Below are 14,911 nucleotides of genomic sequence, written 5' to 3'. Positions count from 1 at the left end.
CTACGCGTGGGCGCGGTGGATGCAGCGCAGGTAGTCGCGCACGGTCTCGGCCAGCCCCAGCTCCAGCGCGTCGGCGATCAGCGCGTGTCCGATCGACACCTCCTGGACGCCGGGCACGGCGCGGAGGAAGGCGGTCAGGTTGTCGCGGTTCAGGTCGTGGCCTGCGTTGAGCCCCAGGCCGACGCCCAGCGCGGCCTCGGCGCTGGCGGTGTAGCAGGCCAGCAGCGCGGCATGCTGCGGCGTGCCGGCGCCTTCACCGTGCGAGCGCGCATAGGCCTCGGTGTAAAGCTCGACGCGGTCGGCCCCGATGGCACGGGCCTGGACCATCGCCTCGGGCAGCGGGTCCATGAACAGGCTGACGCGCACGCCGAGCGCATGGCATTCGTCGATCAGCGGTCTCAGCGCCTCGTTGTCCTCTGGCAGGTTCCAGCCGTGGTCGGAGGTGGACTGCTCGACGCTGTCGGGCACGAAGGTCGCCTGGTGCGGACGCACCGCGCGCACCAGGTCCATCAGGTTGTGGAAGGGATTGCCCTCGAGGTTGTATTCGATGTGCGGATGCTCCTGCTCCAGCATCTCGGCCAGGTCGTGCACGTCGTGGGTGCGGATGTGGCGCTGGTCGGGCCGCGGGTGCACGGTGATGCCGTGCGCCCCCGCGTCGATCGCGATGCGGGCGGCGCGCGTGACGCTCGGGATCGTCAGCGCCCGTGTGTTGCGCAGCAGCGCAACCTTGTTCAGGTTGACCGACAGCGCGGTCGTCGCGCCGTGGAAAGAGTGCCCGGAGGTGATCAGCGGATTCATCGAAACGTCAGCTCGTCAGCGGTCGAGGTTCTGCAGGTCCATCATCAACTGCCGCGTGCGCAGCACCGGCGTGGCCAGATGATAGTGAAGCAGGTTGCGCAGCATCGGCTTGAGGTCGGCCAGCACCGGCAGGCAGGCGCGCTGCAGCGCCGCCAGATCGTCGGCATCGAGCGCGGCCTGCAGGGCCAGCCAGTCGTCCGCCGCCAGGCCCACCTCACCCGCGCCTGCGGCCACCAGGCCGGACTCGGCCTTCAGCGCATGCCGAACGCCGCCGCCCAGCGGCTGCTGAGTCAGCGTGACGCGGCCGAGTTCGGGCAACAGGCCGATCTCGCGCAGCAGCACCAGCTCGAAGCCTCGCAGCGCCGCCTCGACCCGCGCATCGTCGCTCGCCCCCAGCGCCGGCAACGTGTGCGCATAGACATCGAACAGGGTCGGGTGCGGGTCCTGCCGGGCGAGCAGCTTCATCAACAGTTCATTGAGGTAGAAGCCGGTCAGCAGCGCCGCCCCACCGAGCATCGCCGGGCCGCCGGCCCATTCGGCGGTCTTCAGCGGTTGCACCTCGCCGCCGTCGCCCTCGCCCTCCCGATGGCGACGCACACCATAGGCCACCTGCAACCGCTGGAACGGCAGCAGCACCGCGCGCAGCTGGGAGTAGGGCCGCTTCGCTCCCTTGGCCGCGACCGCCACGCGGCCGTGCTCGCGGGTGAACAGGTCGAGGATCAGGCTGGATTCGCTCCAGTCGTAACGGTGCAGCAGGTAGGCCGGCTGCAGCACCGGGGCCGCGGCACGGCCTCCACGGGCAGCCTGCGGGGTGGCGCCGGCGACGCGCGACGCGGCGGCTCTCACTCGTAGCCGTAGCTCTTGAGGCGGGCCTCGTCGTCGGCCCAGCCGGAACGCACCTTGACCCAGATCTCGAGGAAGACCTTGCCGTCCATCAGGCGCTCGAGCTCGACGCGTGCATCGGTGCCGATGCGCTTCAGGCGCTCCCCCTTGTCGCCGATGACCATGCCCTTGTGGGCCTCGCGCTCGACGATGATGGTGGCGGCGATACGGCGCAGCGCGCCCTCTTCCTTGAACTCGTCGATCACCACGGTCGACGTGTACGGAAGCTCGTCCCCGGTCAGCCGGAACAGCTTCTCGCGGATGATCTCGCTGGCGAGGAAGCGCTCGCTGCGATCGGTCAGGGCCTCCTCGTCGTAGAACCACGGCTGCTCGGGCAGGTAGGGCTGGACGATCTGGAGCAGGCGCCGCACGTCGTCGGGGCTGGTGGCCGCCAGCGGCACGAACTCGGCGAAGGGATGGCGCTCCTGCATGCTCTTGAGCCAGGGCGCGAGTTCGGCGCGGCGGCGCACCAGGTCGAGCTTGTTCGCGACCAGCAGCGTCGGCTTGCCCGGCGGTACCAGCGACAGCACCTTGGCATCGTCGAGCCCGAAGCGGCCGGCCTCGACGACGAACAGGACCACGTCCACGTCGCCCATCACCGACTGGACGGTCTTGTTCAGGTTGCGGTTCAGCGCGCCGGCGCCCTTGACGGTGTGGCGGGTCTGGAAGCCGGGGGTGTCGACGAACACGAACTGCGCGGCGTCGGTGCTGCGGATGCCGGTGATGCGGTGGCGCGTGGTCTGCGCCTTGCGCGAGGTGATGCTGACCTTCTGCCCGACCAGGGCGTTGAGCAGGGTCGACTTGCCGACATTGGGCCGACCGACGATCGCCACCAGGCCGCAGCGCTGCTCGGGCATGTCTGCGCCCGCAGCAGGGGCGGCGGTGGTGCTGTCGTTCATGGGCGCTCGGCTTCGTCTGGCTTCAGTGTAGCTAGCGCCGCACGGGCGGCCTCCTGCTCGGCGGCACGCCGGGATCGCCCCTCCCCGCGAACTTCGAGCGAACGCGACGGGATGCTGCAGACCACGGTGAACATCTGCTCATGCTGGCGTCCACGGGTCGATTCGATGCGATATCCGGGCACCGGCTGGCGGCGGGCCTGCAGCCATTCCTGCAGTTCGGTCTTGGGGTCGCGCGTCCAGGCTTCGGCCGCGGTGCTGGCGACCAGCGGCGTGAAGAGGCGCTCGACCAGGGCCTGCGCCGACGCGAAGCCGCCGTCGAGGTAGACCGCGGCAATCAAGGCCTCCACCGCGTCGGCCAGGATCGACGGACGCCGGGCGCCGCCGCTGCGCGCCTCGCCTTCGCTCAGGCGCAGCAGGGCCGGCAGGCCGAGATCCAGCGCCAGGCGGTGCAGCATCTCCTCGCGCACCAGGTGGGCACGCACCCGGGTCAGGTCGCCCTCGCCGGACTGGCCGAAATGCTGGAACAGCAGGCCCGAGATGGCGGCCGACAGCACCGCGTCGCCGAGGAACTCGAGCCGTTCGTTGTTGTGGGCGCCGAAGCTCTTGTGGGTCAGTGCCCGGCCCAGCAGGTCGACCTGCGCGAAGCGGTGCCCGAGACGGACCTGCAGCGAGTCGAATGCGGCAGGGATGTCGCTCACGGCGTCGCCGACCGCACCGCGCGCCTGGCGGCGGCGGCGCGGCACGGCCTCACTGCGAGTGCCCCCGGTACTTGATCAGCAGGAAGACCGGCTGGATCAGCTCGAGCTCCTTGTCGTAGGCGAACTTCACCACGACCTTCTCGTTCTCCTTCGTGATCTCGAGGTCCTTGCCGCTGATGGACGAGATCGAATATTCGATGTCCTTCTGGCGGTCGAAGGCGGCCCGGATCTCCGGCACGGTGCTGCCCCCCTCCTTGGCGACCTTGTTGACCGCGCGCTGGATGGTGAAGTACTCGTTGACGGTCGGCAGCACCTTCAGGCCGACCAACGCGACGCAGGCGATGATGATGGCCCAGAACAGCAGGCCGATCAGGGTGACGCCTCTCTGGGCAGGGCGCGCGTGGACCGCACCCGATGTTGCCGACGCTGCGAAGGCCATCGTTGTTCTCCTGGTGAAGCGCCGGCTCAATGGAAGGAGCCGATTCGCCTGAGGTTACCGAAATTCATCCAGACAAAGAAGGCCTTGCCGACGATGTTCTCGTTGGGCACGAAGCCCCAGTAGCGCGAATCCTGCGAATTGTCCCGGTTGTCGCCCATCATGAAGTAGTGGCCCGGGGGCACGGTGCACACCACGCCTTCGGCGTTGTAGCGGCAGTTGTCGCGGAAGTTCTGGAACTGAGGCATCGGGATCACGAAGCCGGGACGGTCCTTGTCGGTCAGGATGCGGTGCTCGACGGCGCCGAGCTTTTCACTCGCCTGCTGGGCATAGCGCAGCGAGTCCTCGTCGTAGAAATCCGGCAGCGGCCGGGTTTCCACCGGCTGACCATTGATCGAGAGCTTCTTGTTCAGGTAGGCCACTTCGTCACCCGGCAGACCGACCACGCGCTTGATGTAGTCGACACCCGGCTCGACCGGATAGCGAAACACCATCACGTCGCCACGCTGGGGCTCATTGTTGGCGAGGATCTTCTTGTTGATCACCGGCAGCCTCACCCCATAGTGGAACTTGTTCACGAGGATGAGATCGCCGATCGCCAGCGTGGGGATCATGGAGCCTGACGGAATCTTGAACGGCTCGAACAGGAAGGAGCGCAGCAGAAAGACCGCCAGGATCACCGGGAACAGGCCCGCGGTCCAGTCCAGCCACCACGGCTGGGCCAGCACGCGCTCCCGCGTCACGGCCACGTTGCCATCGACCTGCTGGATGCCCTGGCGCTGCAGCTCGCTGCGCCGCTGCGCATCCTGCGCCTCCAGTGCCGAGGCTGCCGCCACGCGTCGCGGCAGGAAGTGCAGGCGCTCGGCCAGCCAGTAGCCGAAGGTCGCCAGGGTCAGGATGAAGAGCAGCAGCGAGAAGTTGCCGCTCCAGGAGCCGAGATACCAGCCGCCCAGGTAAACCACGAGGGCGCCATAGAGCAGCCCGGTCAATGCACTCATGAAGTGTTCAGTCGTCCACTTGGAGGATGGCCAGGAACGCTTCCTGCGGCACCTCGACGGAGCCGATCTGCTTCATGCGTTTCTTGCCAGCCTTCTGTTTTTCGAGCAGCTTGCGCTTGCGGCTGATATCGCCACCGTAGCATTTTGCCAGCACGTTCTTGCGCAAGGCCTTGATGTTCTCCCGCGCGATGATGTTGGCCCCGATGGCCGCCTGGATGGCCACGTCGTACATCTGCCGCGAGATGATCTCGCGCATCTTGGCCACCACCGCGCGACCCCGATACTGGCTCTGGCTGCGGTGCACGATGATCGACAGCGCATCGACCCGGTCGCCGTTGATCAGGATGTCGACCTTCACGACGTCGGCCGCGCGGTATTCCTTGAACTCGTAGTCCATCGAGGCGTAGCCGCGCGACACCGACTTCAGCTTGTCGAAGAAGTCCAGCACGATCTCGGCGAGCGGCATCTCGTAGGTCAGCATGACCTGGCGGCCGTGGTAGGCCATGTTGAGCTGCACGCCGCGTTTCTGGTTGGCCAGCGTCATCACCGGGCCGACGTAGTCCTGCGGCATGTAGAGGTGGACGGTGACGATGGGCTCGCGGATCTCGGCGATCTTGCCGATCTCGGGCATCTTCGATGGGTTCTCGACCTCGATCACCTCGCCCGCCAGGCCGCCGAGCTGCACCTGGTAGACGACGCTGGGCGCCGTGGTGATCAGATCCTGGTCGAACTCGCGCTCCAGGCGCTCCTGCACGATCTCCATGTGCAGCAGGCCGAGGAAACCGCAGCGGAAGCCGAAGCCGAGTGCCTGGCTCACCTCGGGTTCGTAGCGCAGCGAGGAGTCGTTGAGCTTGAGCTTCTCCAGCGCGTCGCGCAGCTGGTCGTACTCGCTGGCCTCGGTCGGGTAGAGCCCGGCGAAGACCTGCGGCTGGATCTCCTTGAAACCGGGCAGCGGCTCGCTGGCCGGCCCGGCGTTGTTGGGCAGCTTCTTCTCGAGCGTGATGGTGTCACCCACCTTGGCGGCCTGCAGCTCCTTGATGCCGGCGATCAGGAAGCCGACCTCGCCCGCCTTCAATTGCTCGCGAGATTCGGACTTCGGCGCGAAAACTCCCAACTGTTCCAGCGGATACACGGTGTCGGTGGCCATCATCCGGATGCGGTCTCCCTTGCGGAGCACGCCGTCGACCATGCGCACCAGCATCACGACGCCGACATAGTTGTCGAACCAGGAGTCGATGATCATCGCGCGCGGCGGCCCGTCGGGCTGGCCGCGGGGAGCCGGCATGCGGGTGATCACCGCCTCGAGGATCTCGTCGATGCCCTCGCCCGTCTTCGCGGAGCAGGGGATCGCGTGCTCGGCGTCGATGCCGATCACGTCCTCGATCTCGGCCTTGGCGTTCTCCGGGTCGGCCTGCGGCAGGTCCATCTTGTTGAGCACCGGCACCACCTCGACACCCAGGTCGAGCGCGGTGTAGCAGTTCGCCACCGTCTGCGCCTCGACGCCCTGCGATGCGTCGACCACCAGCAAGGCCCCTTCGCAGGCCGACAGCGAGCGACTGACCTCGTAACTGAAGTCCACGTGCCCCGGCGTGTCGATCAGGTTGAGCTGGTAGACCCGGCCATCGCGCGCCTTGTAGTTCAGGGCCGCCGTCTGCGCCTTGATCGTGATGCCGCGCTCGCGCTCGATGTCCATCGAGTCCAGCACCTGGGCTTCCATCTCGCGATCGCTCAGGCCGCCGCAGCGCTGGATGATCCGGTCGGCCAGGGTGCTCTTGCCGTGATCGATGTGGGCAATGATCGAGAAATTGCGGATGTGGTCCATCTGACCTGTCGTCGTACTGCGCTGCGCTTCAAGCGTGAGCTACAAGAGCGCTGCCGTTGCGCCGGGTGCTCGTGTCGCGAAGCGGGGTGAGGGCTGGGCGGTCCGTGCCGCACATAAAAAAAAGGCACGTCAAACCGGTGACGCGCCTTCCAACAAAAAACGTTTGGCAACTGCTTCGTTGGGCTTTCATTGTAGCCACATCAACCGGGCCGGAAACCGCGCCGATGCTCGGTTTTGCGTCGTTGCAGCGTGCCAACAATGGAATTCATGCACAGATTATCCACAAACCCCTGTGGGCGTCCTGTGGACGATCTTTGGCATGCCAACTATTGTTCTGTGCCACGCATAAAGAGGCGAAATTTGGCGAAATTCTAGTGAATTTCAAGCCCAATCCGAACATCAAAAAAGCGGGTGTGTGCGCACACCCACTTTTTGGAAGATTTCAAGGCTCCGCAAATCGCCGAATCCTTTTCAGCTGACGGAAAACCAGACTGACGACTGGGGCGACGGCTTGACGACCCAGATCGGCCATCGCGCCGCCCTTCCCCGCGCTGCGTCAGCGGGTCGTCGTGCGGATCAGCGCGTACTGCGCCCACTCCCCTCGCCTGAACAGCACGTTGATCGGCTTGCTCTTGTCGATCTTGGCGATCACGGCCTCGAACTGCTTCACGTCGACGATCTCGACATTGCCGACCGACAGGATCACATCGCCTTCACGCAAGCCCGCGCGCGCCGCCGCACCTTCGGTCGCTTCCACTCGCACGCCGCCACGCAGCTTGAGTTCTCGCTTCTGCTCCTCGCTCAGGTTGGCCAGCGTCAAGCCCAGGCCGGACACCACGCTCGGCGTCGGCGCCTGCTTGCTCTCCGGTGCGGCCGCCCGGCGTCCCGGTTCGGGCTCGAGTTCTGCCACCGTCACGCCAAGATCGCGCGCGCTGCCGCGGCGGAACACCTGCAGGCTTGCCTTGGTCCCCGGCTTGGTTCCCCCCACCAGGCGCGGCAGGTCGCTGGATTTCTCGACCGGCTTGCCATCGAAGCGCGTGATGATGTCGCCCGCCTCGACGCCGGCCTTGTCGGCCGGCCCGCCGGCCTCGACCGAACGCACCAGAGCCCCCGCGGCCTTGCCGAGGCCGAGCGATTCGGCCACGTCCTTCGTCACCTCGCCGATCTGCACGCCGATGCGCCCCCGCACCACGCGGCCACCGGCACGCAGCTGGTCCGCCACGCGCGTGGCTTCGTCCATCGGAATGGCAAAGGAGATGCCCATGAAGCCGCCCGAGCGGCTGAGAATCTGCGAGTTGATGCCGACCACCTCGCCGCGCAGGTTGATCAATGGCCCGCCGGAGTTGCCGGGATTGATGGCCACGTCGGTCTGGATGAAGGGAACGAACTCGCCGGTGTCGCGCGCCTTGGCGCTGACGATGCCGGCCGTGACCGTGTTCTCCAGGCCGAAGGGCGAACCGATCGCCATGACCCATTCGCCGACCTTGAGCTTGCTGACGTCGCCGATCTTCACCGACGGCAGGCCTGCGGCCTCGATCTTGACCACGGCCACATCGGTGCGCTTGTCGGCACCGATCAGCTTGGCCTTGAACTCGCGCTTGTCCGTCAGCGTGACGTACACCTCGTCGGCACCGTCGACCACGTGCGCGTTGGTCATCACGTAGCCGTCGGTCGTGAAAATGAAGCCGGAGCCCACGCCACGCTGTTGCTCTTCGTCGGGCGCCTGCCGCCGCGGATCCTGGCGCTGCCCAGGCAGTTGCCCCGGCGGCACGCCGAAGAAGCGGCGGAAGAACTCCTGCATTTCCTCGTCCATCTCCGGGCCGGCGCCCCCACCGCCGCGCTGGCCGCCGCGGGTGCGCTCGGTGGTCCGGATGTTCACCACCGCCGGACCGACCTGCTCGACGAGGTCGGTGAAGTCGGGCAGGCCACGTGCCGCTGCCACGGCCGGCTGCGCATGGCTGGCATGCGGAGACATCAGCAGCCCCCCCAGCGTCAAGGCGCCGGCGATGCTCGCCGCCGCCACCCAGACCCAGGACCGCGCGCGCCACGGCGAGCGCGGCATTTCAGTTCTTGCTTCTTGCATCATCACCTCGTACCAACAGTCGATCAGGGAGCCATGGCCGCGGGACCCCGCGGCCCGGCGCGGTGAGATCGCGAATCCGTCAGCGGGGTTCCAAGGCCGCCGCGAACGCGCGCAGGGTCACGACGGGGACATCACCGATCACGGTGATCCACCATTCACCCCGGCGCTTCACCAGAGTCTGGGTCGCCCCCAGCGACATCAGCATCTCCCGACGGTGCAGGCGCGGCATGTAGGGCTCGATGAACACCGACACGTAGGTGAGGCCATCGGAGTAGATGACCTGCAGCACCGAAGGCGGCGCCAAGGGAAACTCTTCCTGGGCAGCAGCAGGCCGTGGCTGCTCCCCTCCAGCAACGGTCATCAGGCGCTTGACGCTGCTGACGTGCCGGAAACCCGGTGGCAAGGCATTCAGCAACCACCCCTCTCGCCCGATGTCCACCTGCTGCAGCGTCGGTCGCTCGACGCGATAGCCGTCCAGTCGCTTCATCGCTTGCAGCACCGACTCCGGCCGGGGCTTCACGCCGATGGACACCTCGGAAAAGGCCGAGGTCTCCAGCACGACATCGCGCTCGTCGAACACCTCGGATCGCAGCAAGAGGCCGGAGCTGCGCTCGGCCCACAGGCGGTAGCCGAAGCGGTAGCTGTCCTTGGGTTGAAGCAGCAGCACATTGGCTTCGTGCCCCGCCACACGCCCGTCGCCGAGCGATTTGACGTCGTAGAACGGCACGATGCGGTCGGCGCCGGCCGACAGCAACAGGGGGAATTGCCCCATGGCCTGCCGCGTCTCCACCACCGCCACGCGGCTGTGCGGCCACAGGCTGTGCACGAGATCGTTATGGCGGTAGACCTGACGGTGCTGACCATCGAGCGACTCGATGCGCTCGAACTGGTTGCGACCGTCGCAGAAGTGCACGATGCGCGAACTCGCCACCGAGCCGGCCGCCGTCACGACGAACGTCCCCTGGAAGTTGCGCTTCCCGGCCGCCTCATGGATGCGCGCCAGCCAGTAGCGTGCATCGCGCGCCTCGACCAGCGGATCGCCGCTGGCCTGGGCTCGGGTCGCGGTGGGCAACAACGCGGCCATCAGCACGACGGCCGGCATGGCGCGCAATCCCCGCGCAACGATGTTCTGCAGCATGTTCAGCGCGCGGCCGCCGTGGCGCCGTCGTAGGTCGCGCTGCGCAGGAAGCCCGACGGCACGCTCAAGGCGGAGCTGCCACCGAACTGCTTGTGCGCCGCCAGATACTGATCGAGGCGGGCATCGCGGATCAGCACGCCGCTGGCAGGCTCGACCTGATCGGCGGGCGCGGACAGGGCGACCCGCTGGGGCACCTCGGCCGGCACCACCGGCGCCGGTGCCTGCGCCAGTTGCGGCGCCTCGGCCTGCGGCCCGGGCAGGCGGGTCACGGCCAGCGAGCCGATCACGGCCAGGAAACCCGCCGCCACCGCCGCCGGTGTGGCCCAGCGGCGCAAACCCACGCCGGCGTTGCGCTGCCGGGGCAAGGCGTCCCGGCCCGCCGGACGGGCTTGCGGGGCCAGCACGACCGGCTCCCGGTCGAGCTGCGTGCGCAGACGCTGCAGGAACTCGGCGTCACGGCCCCGGCCACCGAGTTCCTCGGAGCGCAGCACATCACCGATCAGCTGGTAGCTGTGCCAGCGTTCGCGCAGAGCCGCCTCGTCACGCCAGCGCGCGCTGAGCGAGGCCGCCGTGCCGGCGTCGGCTTCGCCGTCGACCAGGGCCGAAAGGGCCTCGGCCCCCTGCAGGTTCTCGACATTGCTCATCTGAACACTCCGTTGGCCCCTGGGCTTGCCCACACTACTCACCAGCGCTCGCCGGAGCGCTGCTCCAGCATCGGGCGCAAACGCTCCGCGATCGCCTCGCGCGCCCGGAAAATGCGCGACCGCACTGTCCCGATCGGGCAATTCATCACGTCGGCGATCTCTTCGTAGCTCAGGCCCTCGATCTCGCGCAGCGTGATCGCCTGCCTCAGATCTTCGGACAGATCCTCGATCGCGGAGTTCACTGCGTTGGCGATCTGTTTCGATGCCAGCAAGGCGTCAGGCGTCTCGCCATCGGTTAGTTCGTTCTCGACCCGGGAAGTTTCATCGCCGTCCTCGTCCCGGCCGGCCCGTGCCGATTCGGTCACGAGCAGGTCGCGCTTCAGATCGCCGAGGGTCTTCTTGGCCGTGTTGACTGCGATCCGGTACAGCCAGGTGTAGAACTGGCTCTCGCCACGGAACTGCGGGATCGCACGGTAGGCGCGGATGAAGGTCTCCTGGGCGATATCCTGAACCAGGTCGACGTCGCGCACCATGCGCCCGATCAGGCGCTCGATCCGCCGCTGGTACTTGACGACCAGCATCTCGAAGGCGCGCACGTCGCCCTGCTTGACGCGGTCGACCAGCAGAGCGTCGTTGTCGGGGCTGGTCGGCTCAGCCACGGCTCATGGACCTTCCGAGGCGCCGGACGATGCCGCGGGCGAATAGAGTGCACAGCGCAGCGCATGCCATTCGGCCGGATGCTCGTGGCGCCGCATGGCCAGCCAGCGCGTACGGGGTCCGGACGCCGGAACTTCGCGGCCGTCCGCCCGAAAGCGCAGCAGCAACCAGCGATCCAGGTCGAGCGCCACCGCCACCTTGCCGGCGCGTGGTTCCGCCGCATCCGCAGGCCCGGCCAGCCACCAGTCGACGCCGTCCCACTTCAGACGCTGCGCGGAGGCCTGCCGATCTCGCCACAGCAGCCACGCCACGCCGGCCACGACCAGGCCCGTGACGGCCGCCGCGAGGCCGTCGCCGCGCTGCAGGGCCCACAGCGCCGTCACGCCCACGGCCAGCGCCGACAGGAGCCGCAGCAGCCCTCGCGCCGGGTCCGGGCCGGCCGTCACCGCCACGGCGGGGGCCGCACGCATCGTCCGGAGGAATGATCAGGGCCGGCACGCGCGTCAGACGCGCTTGAACACCAGCGTGCCGTTGGTGCCGCCGAAACCGAAGTTGTTCTTCACGGCATGCTCGATCTTCATCTCGCGCGCAGTGTTCGCGCAGTAGTCCAGGTCGCACTCGGGATCCTGGTTGAAGATGTTGATCGTGGGTGGCGACACCTGGTCGCGGATCGCGAGCACCGTGAACACCGATTCGATGCCGCCTGCGCCGCCGAGCAGGTGACCGGTCATCGACTTGGTGGAATTGACCACCAGCTTCTTCGCGTGATCGCCGAAGGCCAGCTTGATCGCGTTGCTCTCGTTCAGATCGCCCAGCGGCGTCGAGGTGCCGTGTGCGTTCAGGTACTGCACCTGACCCGGCTCGATCCCTGCGTTGCGCAACGCGGCCTTCATCGCACGCTTCGGGCCATCCACGTTGGGCGCCGTCATGTGGAAGGCGTCCGCGCCCATGCCGAAGCCGGCCAGCTCCGCATAGATCCGTGCGCCGCGGGCCTTGGCGTGCTCGTACTCCTCGAGCACCATCACGCCGGCCCCTTCGCCAAGCACGAAGCCGTCACGGTCGCGGTCCCAGGGGCGCGAGGCGGTGGCCGGATCGTCGTTGCGGGTCGACAGCGCGCGTGCCGCAGCGAAGCCGCCGATGCCGAGCGGCGAGACGGTCGACTCGGCACCGCCGGCGATCATCACGTCGGCGTCGCCGGCCTCGATCATGCGGGCCGATTGGCCGATGCAGTGCAGACCGGTGGTGCAGGCGGTGACGATCGCGAGGTTCGGCCCCGTGAAGCCGCACTGGATCGACAAGTGCCCCGAGATCATGTTGATGATCGAGGCCGGCACGAAGAATGGCGAGATCCGACGCGCCCCGCGCGCCGCGTACTCCGCGTGCGTCTCCTCGATCAGCGGCAGGCCACCGATGCCCGAGCCGACGAGGCAACCGATGCGCTCGGCCTGCTCCTCGTTCAGCGCATCGCCCGTGGGCAGCCCGGCATCCTTCACGGCCTGCAGCGACGCTGCGAGGCCGTAGTGGATGAAGGTGTCCATGTGCCGGGCTTCCTTGGCGGGGATGTAATCCTCGATCTGGAAACCCTTTACCTCGCCAGCGATGTGGCAGGCCAGCTTGGTGGCATCGAACTTGGTGACAGTGGCGATGCCGGACTGGCCAGCCACGAGCCGCGACCAGGACTCGTCCACCGTGTTGCCCAGAGGGGTGACGAGACCGAGCCCGGTCACCACGACGCGACGACGGCTCATGCGCTGTAGAGAAACGAAGGAAACGGAAACCGCGGCCGTCAGGCCTTGGCGTGGCTCTTGGCGTAGTCGATCGCGAGCTGCACGGTCGTGATCTTCTCCGCCTCTTCATCGGGGATCTCGATGCTGAACTCGTCCTCGAGTGCCATCACCAGTTCCACGGTGTCCAGCGAATCCGCGCCCAGATCGGCGACGAAGGCTTTTTCATTGGTGACCTCGCCTTCGGCCACGCCGAGTTGCTCGGCGATGATCTTCTTGACGCGTGCTTCGATGTCGCTCATGACTCCTCCAAGGAGAGTTTGCAAAAACAGCCCGTGATTCTAGTTGCTCCGGCGTGACAGCTCCGGCGCAGCGGCGCGACCCCGGGGCGACGGGTCGCACCGCGCTCTGTTCGACGCTCAATTCATGAACATGCCGCCGTTGACGTGCAGTTCGGTCCCCGTGATGTAACCGGCCTGTTTCGACGCCAGGAAGGCCACCGCATCGGCGATCTCCTCCGGCGCGCCCAGGCGCCCCAGCGGGATCTGCCCCAGCAGCGCGGCCTTCTGAGCCTCGGGCAGTCCGTCGGTCATGTCGGTCGCGATGAAACCCGGCGCCACGCAGTTGACCGTGATGCCCCGGCTGCCCAGCTCACGGGCCAGCGAGCGCGTCATGCCGGCGACGCCGGCCTTCGCCGCAGCGTAGTTGGCCTGACCCGGATTGCCGCTCGCCCCCACCACCGAGGTGATGTTGACGATGCGGCCGTAGCGCTGCTTCATCATCGGCCGGATCACCGCGCGGCTGGCGCGGAACACGGCCTTGAGGTTGGTGTCGAGCACGGCATCCCAGTCGTCGTCCTTCATGCGCATCGACAGCGTGTCGCGCGTGATGCCGGCGTTGTTGACCAGCACGTGCAGGCCACCGTCCTGCTTGACGATGGCGTCGACCGCCGCCTCGAGCGCCGCGCCGTCGTTCACGTTCAGCACCAGCCCGCGCCCGCCGTACGGGGCCAGCGCCTCGCCGATCGACGCCGCGCCGGACTCGCTGGTCGCCGTGCCGACGACCTTGAAGCCGCGCTCGGCCAGCGTGGTCGCGATCGCGCGGCCGATGCCGCGGCTCGCGCCCGTCACCAGGGCCACCTGCATCGTCACCGAAGCGTCCGCGCTCATGCCAGGGCTCCTTGCGTCTCGGCCAGGCTGGCCGGATCGAAGATGTTCAGCACGGCCAGCTCGGCATCGACCCGCTTCACCAGCCCGGCCAGCACCTTGCCCGGGCCGCACTCCACGACGGTCGACACCCCGCGGGCCTTGAGCGCCTGCACCGTCTCGACCCAGCGGACCGGACCGAAGGCCTGGCGGTAGAGCGCGTCGCGGATCGCCGCCGGCTCGGACTCGACGGCGACGTCGATGTTGTTCAGCACCGGAATGGCCGGCGCGGCCAGCACCACATCGACAAGGCGCTGGCGCAGCCGCTCGGCCGCCGGCTTCATCAGGCTCGAATGGAACGGGGCCGACACCGCCAGCGGGAGCGCCCGCTTGGCGCCGGCCGCCTTCAGCAGTTCGCAGGCCTTGTCGACGGCGAGCTTGCTACCGGAGATCACGGTCTGCTTCGGGTCGTTGTAGTTGGCCGCCTGCACCGACTCGCCGGTCGCCGCCTCGGCGTCGGCACAGCCCGCGCGCACCGCCTCGGCGTCCAGCCCGAGGATGGCCGCCATGGCGCCGGCGCCGACCGGCACCGCGTCCTGCATCGCCTGGGCCCGCAGCCGAACCAGCGGCACCGCGTCGGCCAGGCTCAGCACGCCGGCCGCCACCAGGGCGCTGTACTCGCCCAGCGAGTGCCCAGCCACTATCGACGGCGACCGGCCGGTCTCGGCCAGCCAGGTGCGGTAGCAGGCGATGCTGGCTGCGAGCATCACCGGCTGGGTGTTCGAGGTGAGGTCCAGTGCCTCCTTCGGACCCGACCGGATCAGCGCGACCATATCCTCGCCGAGCGCCTGCGAGGCTTCGGCCATGGTCTCGCCCACGACCGGGTGATCACCCCAGGCGTCGAGCATGCCGACAGTCTGCGAACCCTGGCCGGGAAAGACAAATGCGAATGCGGACATCGAGAACTTCCCAGTCTTCTTATTGCTT

Annotated in this window: 16 protein-coding genes; all 16 read right to left on the bottom strand. The window is 67.7% G+C overall.

All coding sequences use genetic code 11. The annotated features are described in order from the left end of the window. Nucleotides 1-798 carry a pyridoxine 5'-phosphate synthase gene (locus C1M51_RS12470; protein WP_129450186.1) on the bottom strand — a complete coding sequence of 266 codons (798 nt, stop codon included), beginning with the start codon at nt 796-798 and terminating at the stop codon, nt 1-3. Between the two features lie 15 nt (nt 799-813). Further along, nucleotides 814-1,644 carry a DNA repair protein RecO gene (gene recO / locus C1M51_RS12465; protein ID WP_242499678.1) on the bottom strand — a complete coding sequence of 277 codons (831 nt, stop codon included), beginning with the start codon at nt 1,642-1,644 and terminating at the stop codon, nt 814-816. Beyond that, nucleotides 1,641-2,579, bottom strand: coding sequence for a GTPase Era (gene era / locus C1M51_RS12460; RefSeq protein WP_129450185.1), 939 nt, complete (start codon nt 2,577-2,579; stop codon nt 1,641-1,643). The genes recO and era overlap by 4 nt, the downstream gene beginning before the upstream one ends. Beyond that, the gene (rnc, locus tag C1M51_RS12455) at nt 2,576-3,268 is read right to left on the bottom strand and encodes a ribonuclease III (protein ID WP_129452187.1); all 693 of its coding nucleotides are present in this window, start codon (nt 3,266-3,268) and stop codon (nt 2,576-2,578) included. Before rnc ends, era begins: the two co-directional genes overlap by 4 nt. Before the next feature lie 58 nt (nt 3,269-3,326). Next, nucleotides 3,327-3,716 carry a DUF4845 domain-containing protein gene (locus C1M51_RS12450; protein ID WP_129450183.1) on the bottom strand — a complete coding sequence of 130 codons (390 nt, stop codon included), beginning with the start codon at nt 3,714-3,716 and terminating at the stop codon, nt 3,327-3,329. A 26-nt stretch (nt 3,717-3,742) separates the two neighbouring features. Continuing rightward, on the bottom strand, nt 3,743-4,711 hold the full coding sequence (lepB, locus tag C1M51_RS12445; protein ID WP_129450181.1) for a signal peptidase I: 969 nt from the start codon (nt 4,709-4,711) through the stop codon (nt 3,743-3,745). A gap of 7 nt (nt 4,712-4,718) precedes the next feature. Next, complete coding sequence (lepA, locus tag C1M51_RS12440; protein ID WP_036233390.1) at nt 4,719-6,533, bottom strand: translation elongation factor 4; 1,815 nt, start codon at nt 6,531-6,533, stop codon at nt 4,719-4,721. A gap of 556 nt (nt 6,534-7,089) precedes the next feature. Continuing rightward, nucleotides 7,090-8,595 (bottom strand): DegQ family serine endoprotease, encoded by a 1,506-nt coding sequence (locus C1M51_RS12435; RefSeq protein ID WP_409072605.1) that lies wholly within the window; start codon nt 8,593-8,595, stop codon nt 7,090-7,092. A gap of 100 nt (nt 8,596-8,695) precedes the next feature. Beyond that, complete coding sequence (locus tag C1M51_RS12430) at nt 8,696-9,754, bottom strand: MucB/RseB C-terminal domain-containing protein (RefSeq protein ID WP_242499676.1); 1,059 nt, start codon at nt 9,752-9,754, stop codon at nt 8,696-8,698. A gap of 2 nt (nt 9,755-9,756) precedes the next feature. Next, nucleotides 9,757-10,398, bottom strand: a complete 642-nt coding sequence (locus tag C1M51_RS12425; protein WP_129450177.1) for a sigma-E factor negative regulatory protein — start codon at nt 10,396-10,398, stop codon at nt 9,757-9,759. 38 nt (nt 10,399-10,436) lie between these two features. Continuing rightward, nucleotides 10,437-10,979 carry a sigma-70 family RNA polymerase sigma factor gene (locus C1M51_RS12420; RefSeq protein ID WP_242500048.1) on the bottom strand — a complete coding sequence of 181 codons (543 nt, stop codon included), beginning with the start codon at nt 10,977-10,979 and terminating at the stop codon, nt 10,437-10,439. An 81-nt stretch (nt 10,980-11,060) separates the two neighbouring features. Continuing rightward, entirely contained in the window at nt 11,061-11,525 is a 465-nt protein-coding gene (locus C1M51_RS12415; protein WP_129450175.1) for a hypothetical protein, read from the bottom strand. Nucleotides 11,526-11,558: 33 nt separating this feature from the next. After that, nucleotides 11,559-12,803, bottom strand: coding sequence for a beta-ketoacyl-ACP synthase II (gene fabF, locus C1M51_RS12410; protein ID WP_129450173.1), 1,245 nt, complete (start codon nt 12,801-12,803; stop codon nt 11,559-11,561). A 38-nt stretch (nt 12,804-12,841) separates the two neighbouring features. Beyond that, nucleotides 12,842-13,081, bottom strand: coding sequence for an acyl carrier protein (gene acpP / locus C1M51_RS12405; protein ID WP_011828239.1), 240 nt, complete (start codon nt 13,079-13,081; stop codon nt 12,842-12,844). 117 nt (nt 13,082-13,198) lie between these two features. Next, complete coding sequence (fabG, locus tag C1M51_RS12400; RefSeq protein ID WP_129450171.1) at nt 13,199-13,948, bottom strand: 3-oxoacyl-ACP reductase FabG; 750 nt, start codon at nt 13,946-13,948, stop codon at nt 13,199-13,201. Continuing rightward, nucleotides 13,945-14,883 carry an ACP S-malonyltransferase gene (fabD, locus tag C1M51_RS12395; protein ID WP_129450170.1) on the bottom strand — a complete coding sequence of 313 codons (939 nt, stop codon included), beginning with the start codon at nt 14,881-14,883 and terminating at the stop codon, nt 13,945-13,947. Before fabD ends, fabG begins: the two co-directional genes overlap by 4 nt. Nucleotides 14,884-14,911: the final 28 nt, after the last annotated feature.

This window comes from Methylibium sp. Pch-M, assembly GCF_004136295.1.
GTDB lineage: Bacteria > Pseudomonadota > Gammaproteobacteria > Burkholderiales > Burkholderiaceae_C > Methylibium > Methylibium petroleiphilum.
This window is presented reverse-complemented; position numbering and strand designations above follow the sequence as displayed.

Coding starts and splice junctions, on each gene's coding strand:
- fabF (WP_129450173.1), bottom strand. CDS start 12,803: ATGAGCCGTCGTCGCGTCGTGGTGACCGGGCTCGGTCTCGTCACCCCT.
- C1M51_RS12415 (WP_129450175.1), bottom strand. CDS start 11,525: ATGCGTGCGGCCCCCGCCGTGGCGGTGACGGCCGGCCCGGACCCGGCG.
- C1M51_RS12470 (WP_129450186.1), bottom strand. CDS start 798: ATGAATCCGCTGATCACCTCCGGGCACTCTTTCCACGGCGCGACGACC.
- fabD (WP_129450170.1), bottom strand. CDS start 14,883: ATGTCCGCATTCGCATTTGTCTTTCCCGGCCAGGGTTCGCAGACTGTC.
- fabG (WP_129450171.1), bottom strand. CDS start 13,948: ATGAGCGCGGACGCTTCGGTGACGATGCAGGTGGCCCTGGTGACGGGC.
- lepA (WP_036233390.1), bottom strand. CDS start 6,533: ATGGACCACATCCGCAATTTCTCGATCATTGCCCACATCGATCACGGC.
- lepB (WP_129450181.1), bottom strand. CDS start 4,711: ATGAGTGCATTGACCGGGCTGCTCTATGGCGCCCTCGTGGTTTACCTG.
- era (WP_129450185.1), bottom strand. CDS start 2,579: ATGAACGACAGCACCACCGCCGCCCCTGCTGCGGGCGCAGACATGCCC.
- C1M51_RS12420 (WP_242500048.1), bottom strand. CDS start 10,979: ATGCTGGTCGTCAAGTACCAGCGGCGGATCGAGCGCCTGATCGGGCGC.
- C1M51_RS12430 (WP_242499676.1), bottom strand. CDS start 9,754: ATGCTGCAGAACATCGTTGCGCGGGGATTGCGCGCCATGCCGGCCGTC.
- C1M51_RS12425 (WP_129450177.1), bottom strand. CDS start 10,398: ATGAGCAATGTCGAGAACCTGCAGGGGGCCGAGGCCCTTTCGGCCCTG.
- C1M51_RS12435 (WP_409072605.1), bottom strand. CDS start 8,595: ATGCCGCGCTCGCCGTGGCGCGCGCGGTCCTGGGTCTGGGTGGCGGCG.
- C1M51_RS12450 (WP_129450183.1), bottom strand. CDS start 3,716: ATGGCCTTCGCAGCGTCGGCAACATCGGGTGCGGTCCACGCGCGCCCT.
- acpP (WP_011828239.1), bottom strand. CDS start 13,081: ATGAGCGACATCGAAGCACGCGTCAAGAAGATCATCGCCGAGCAACTC.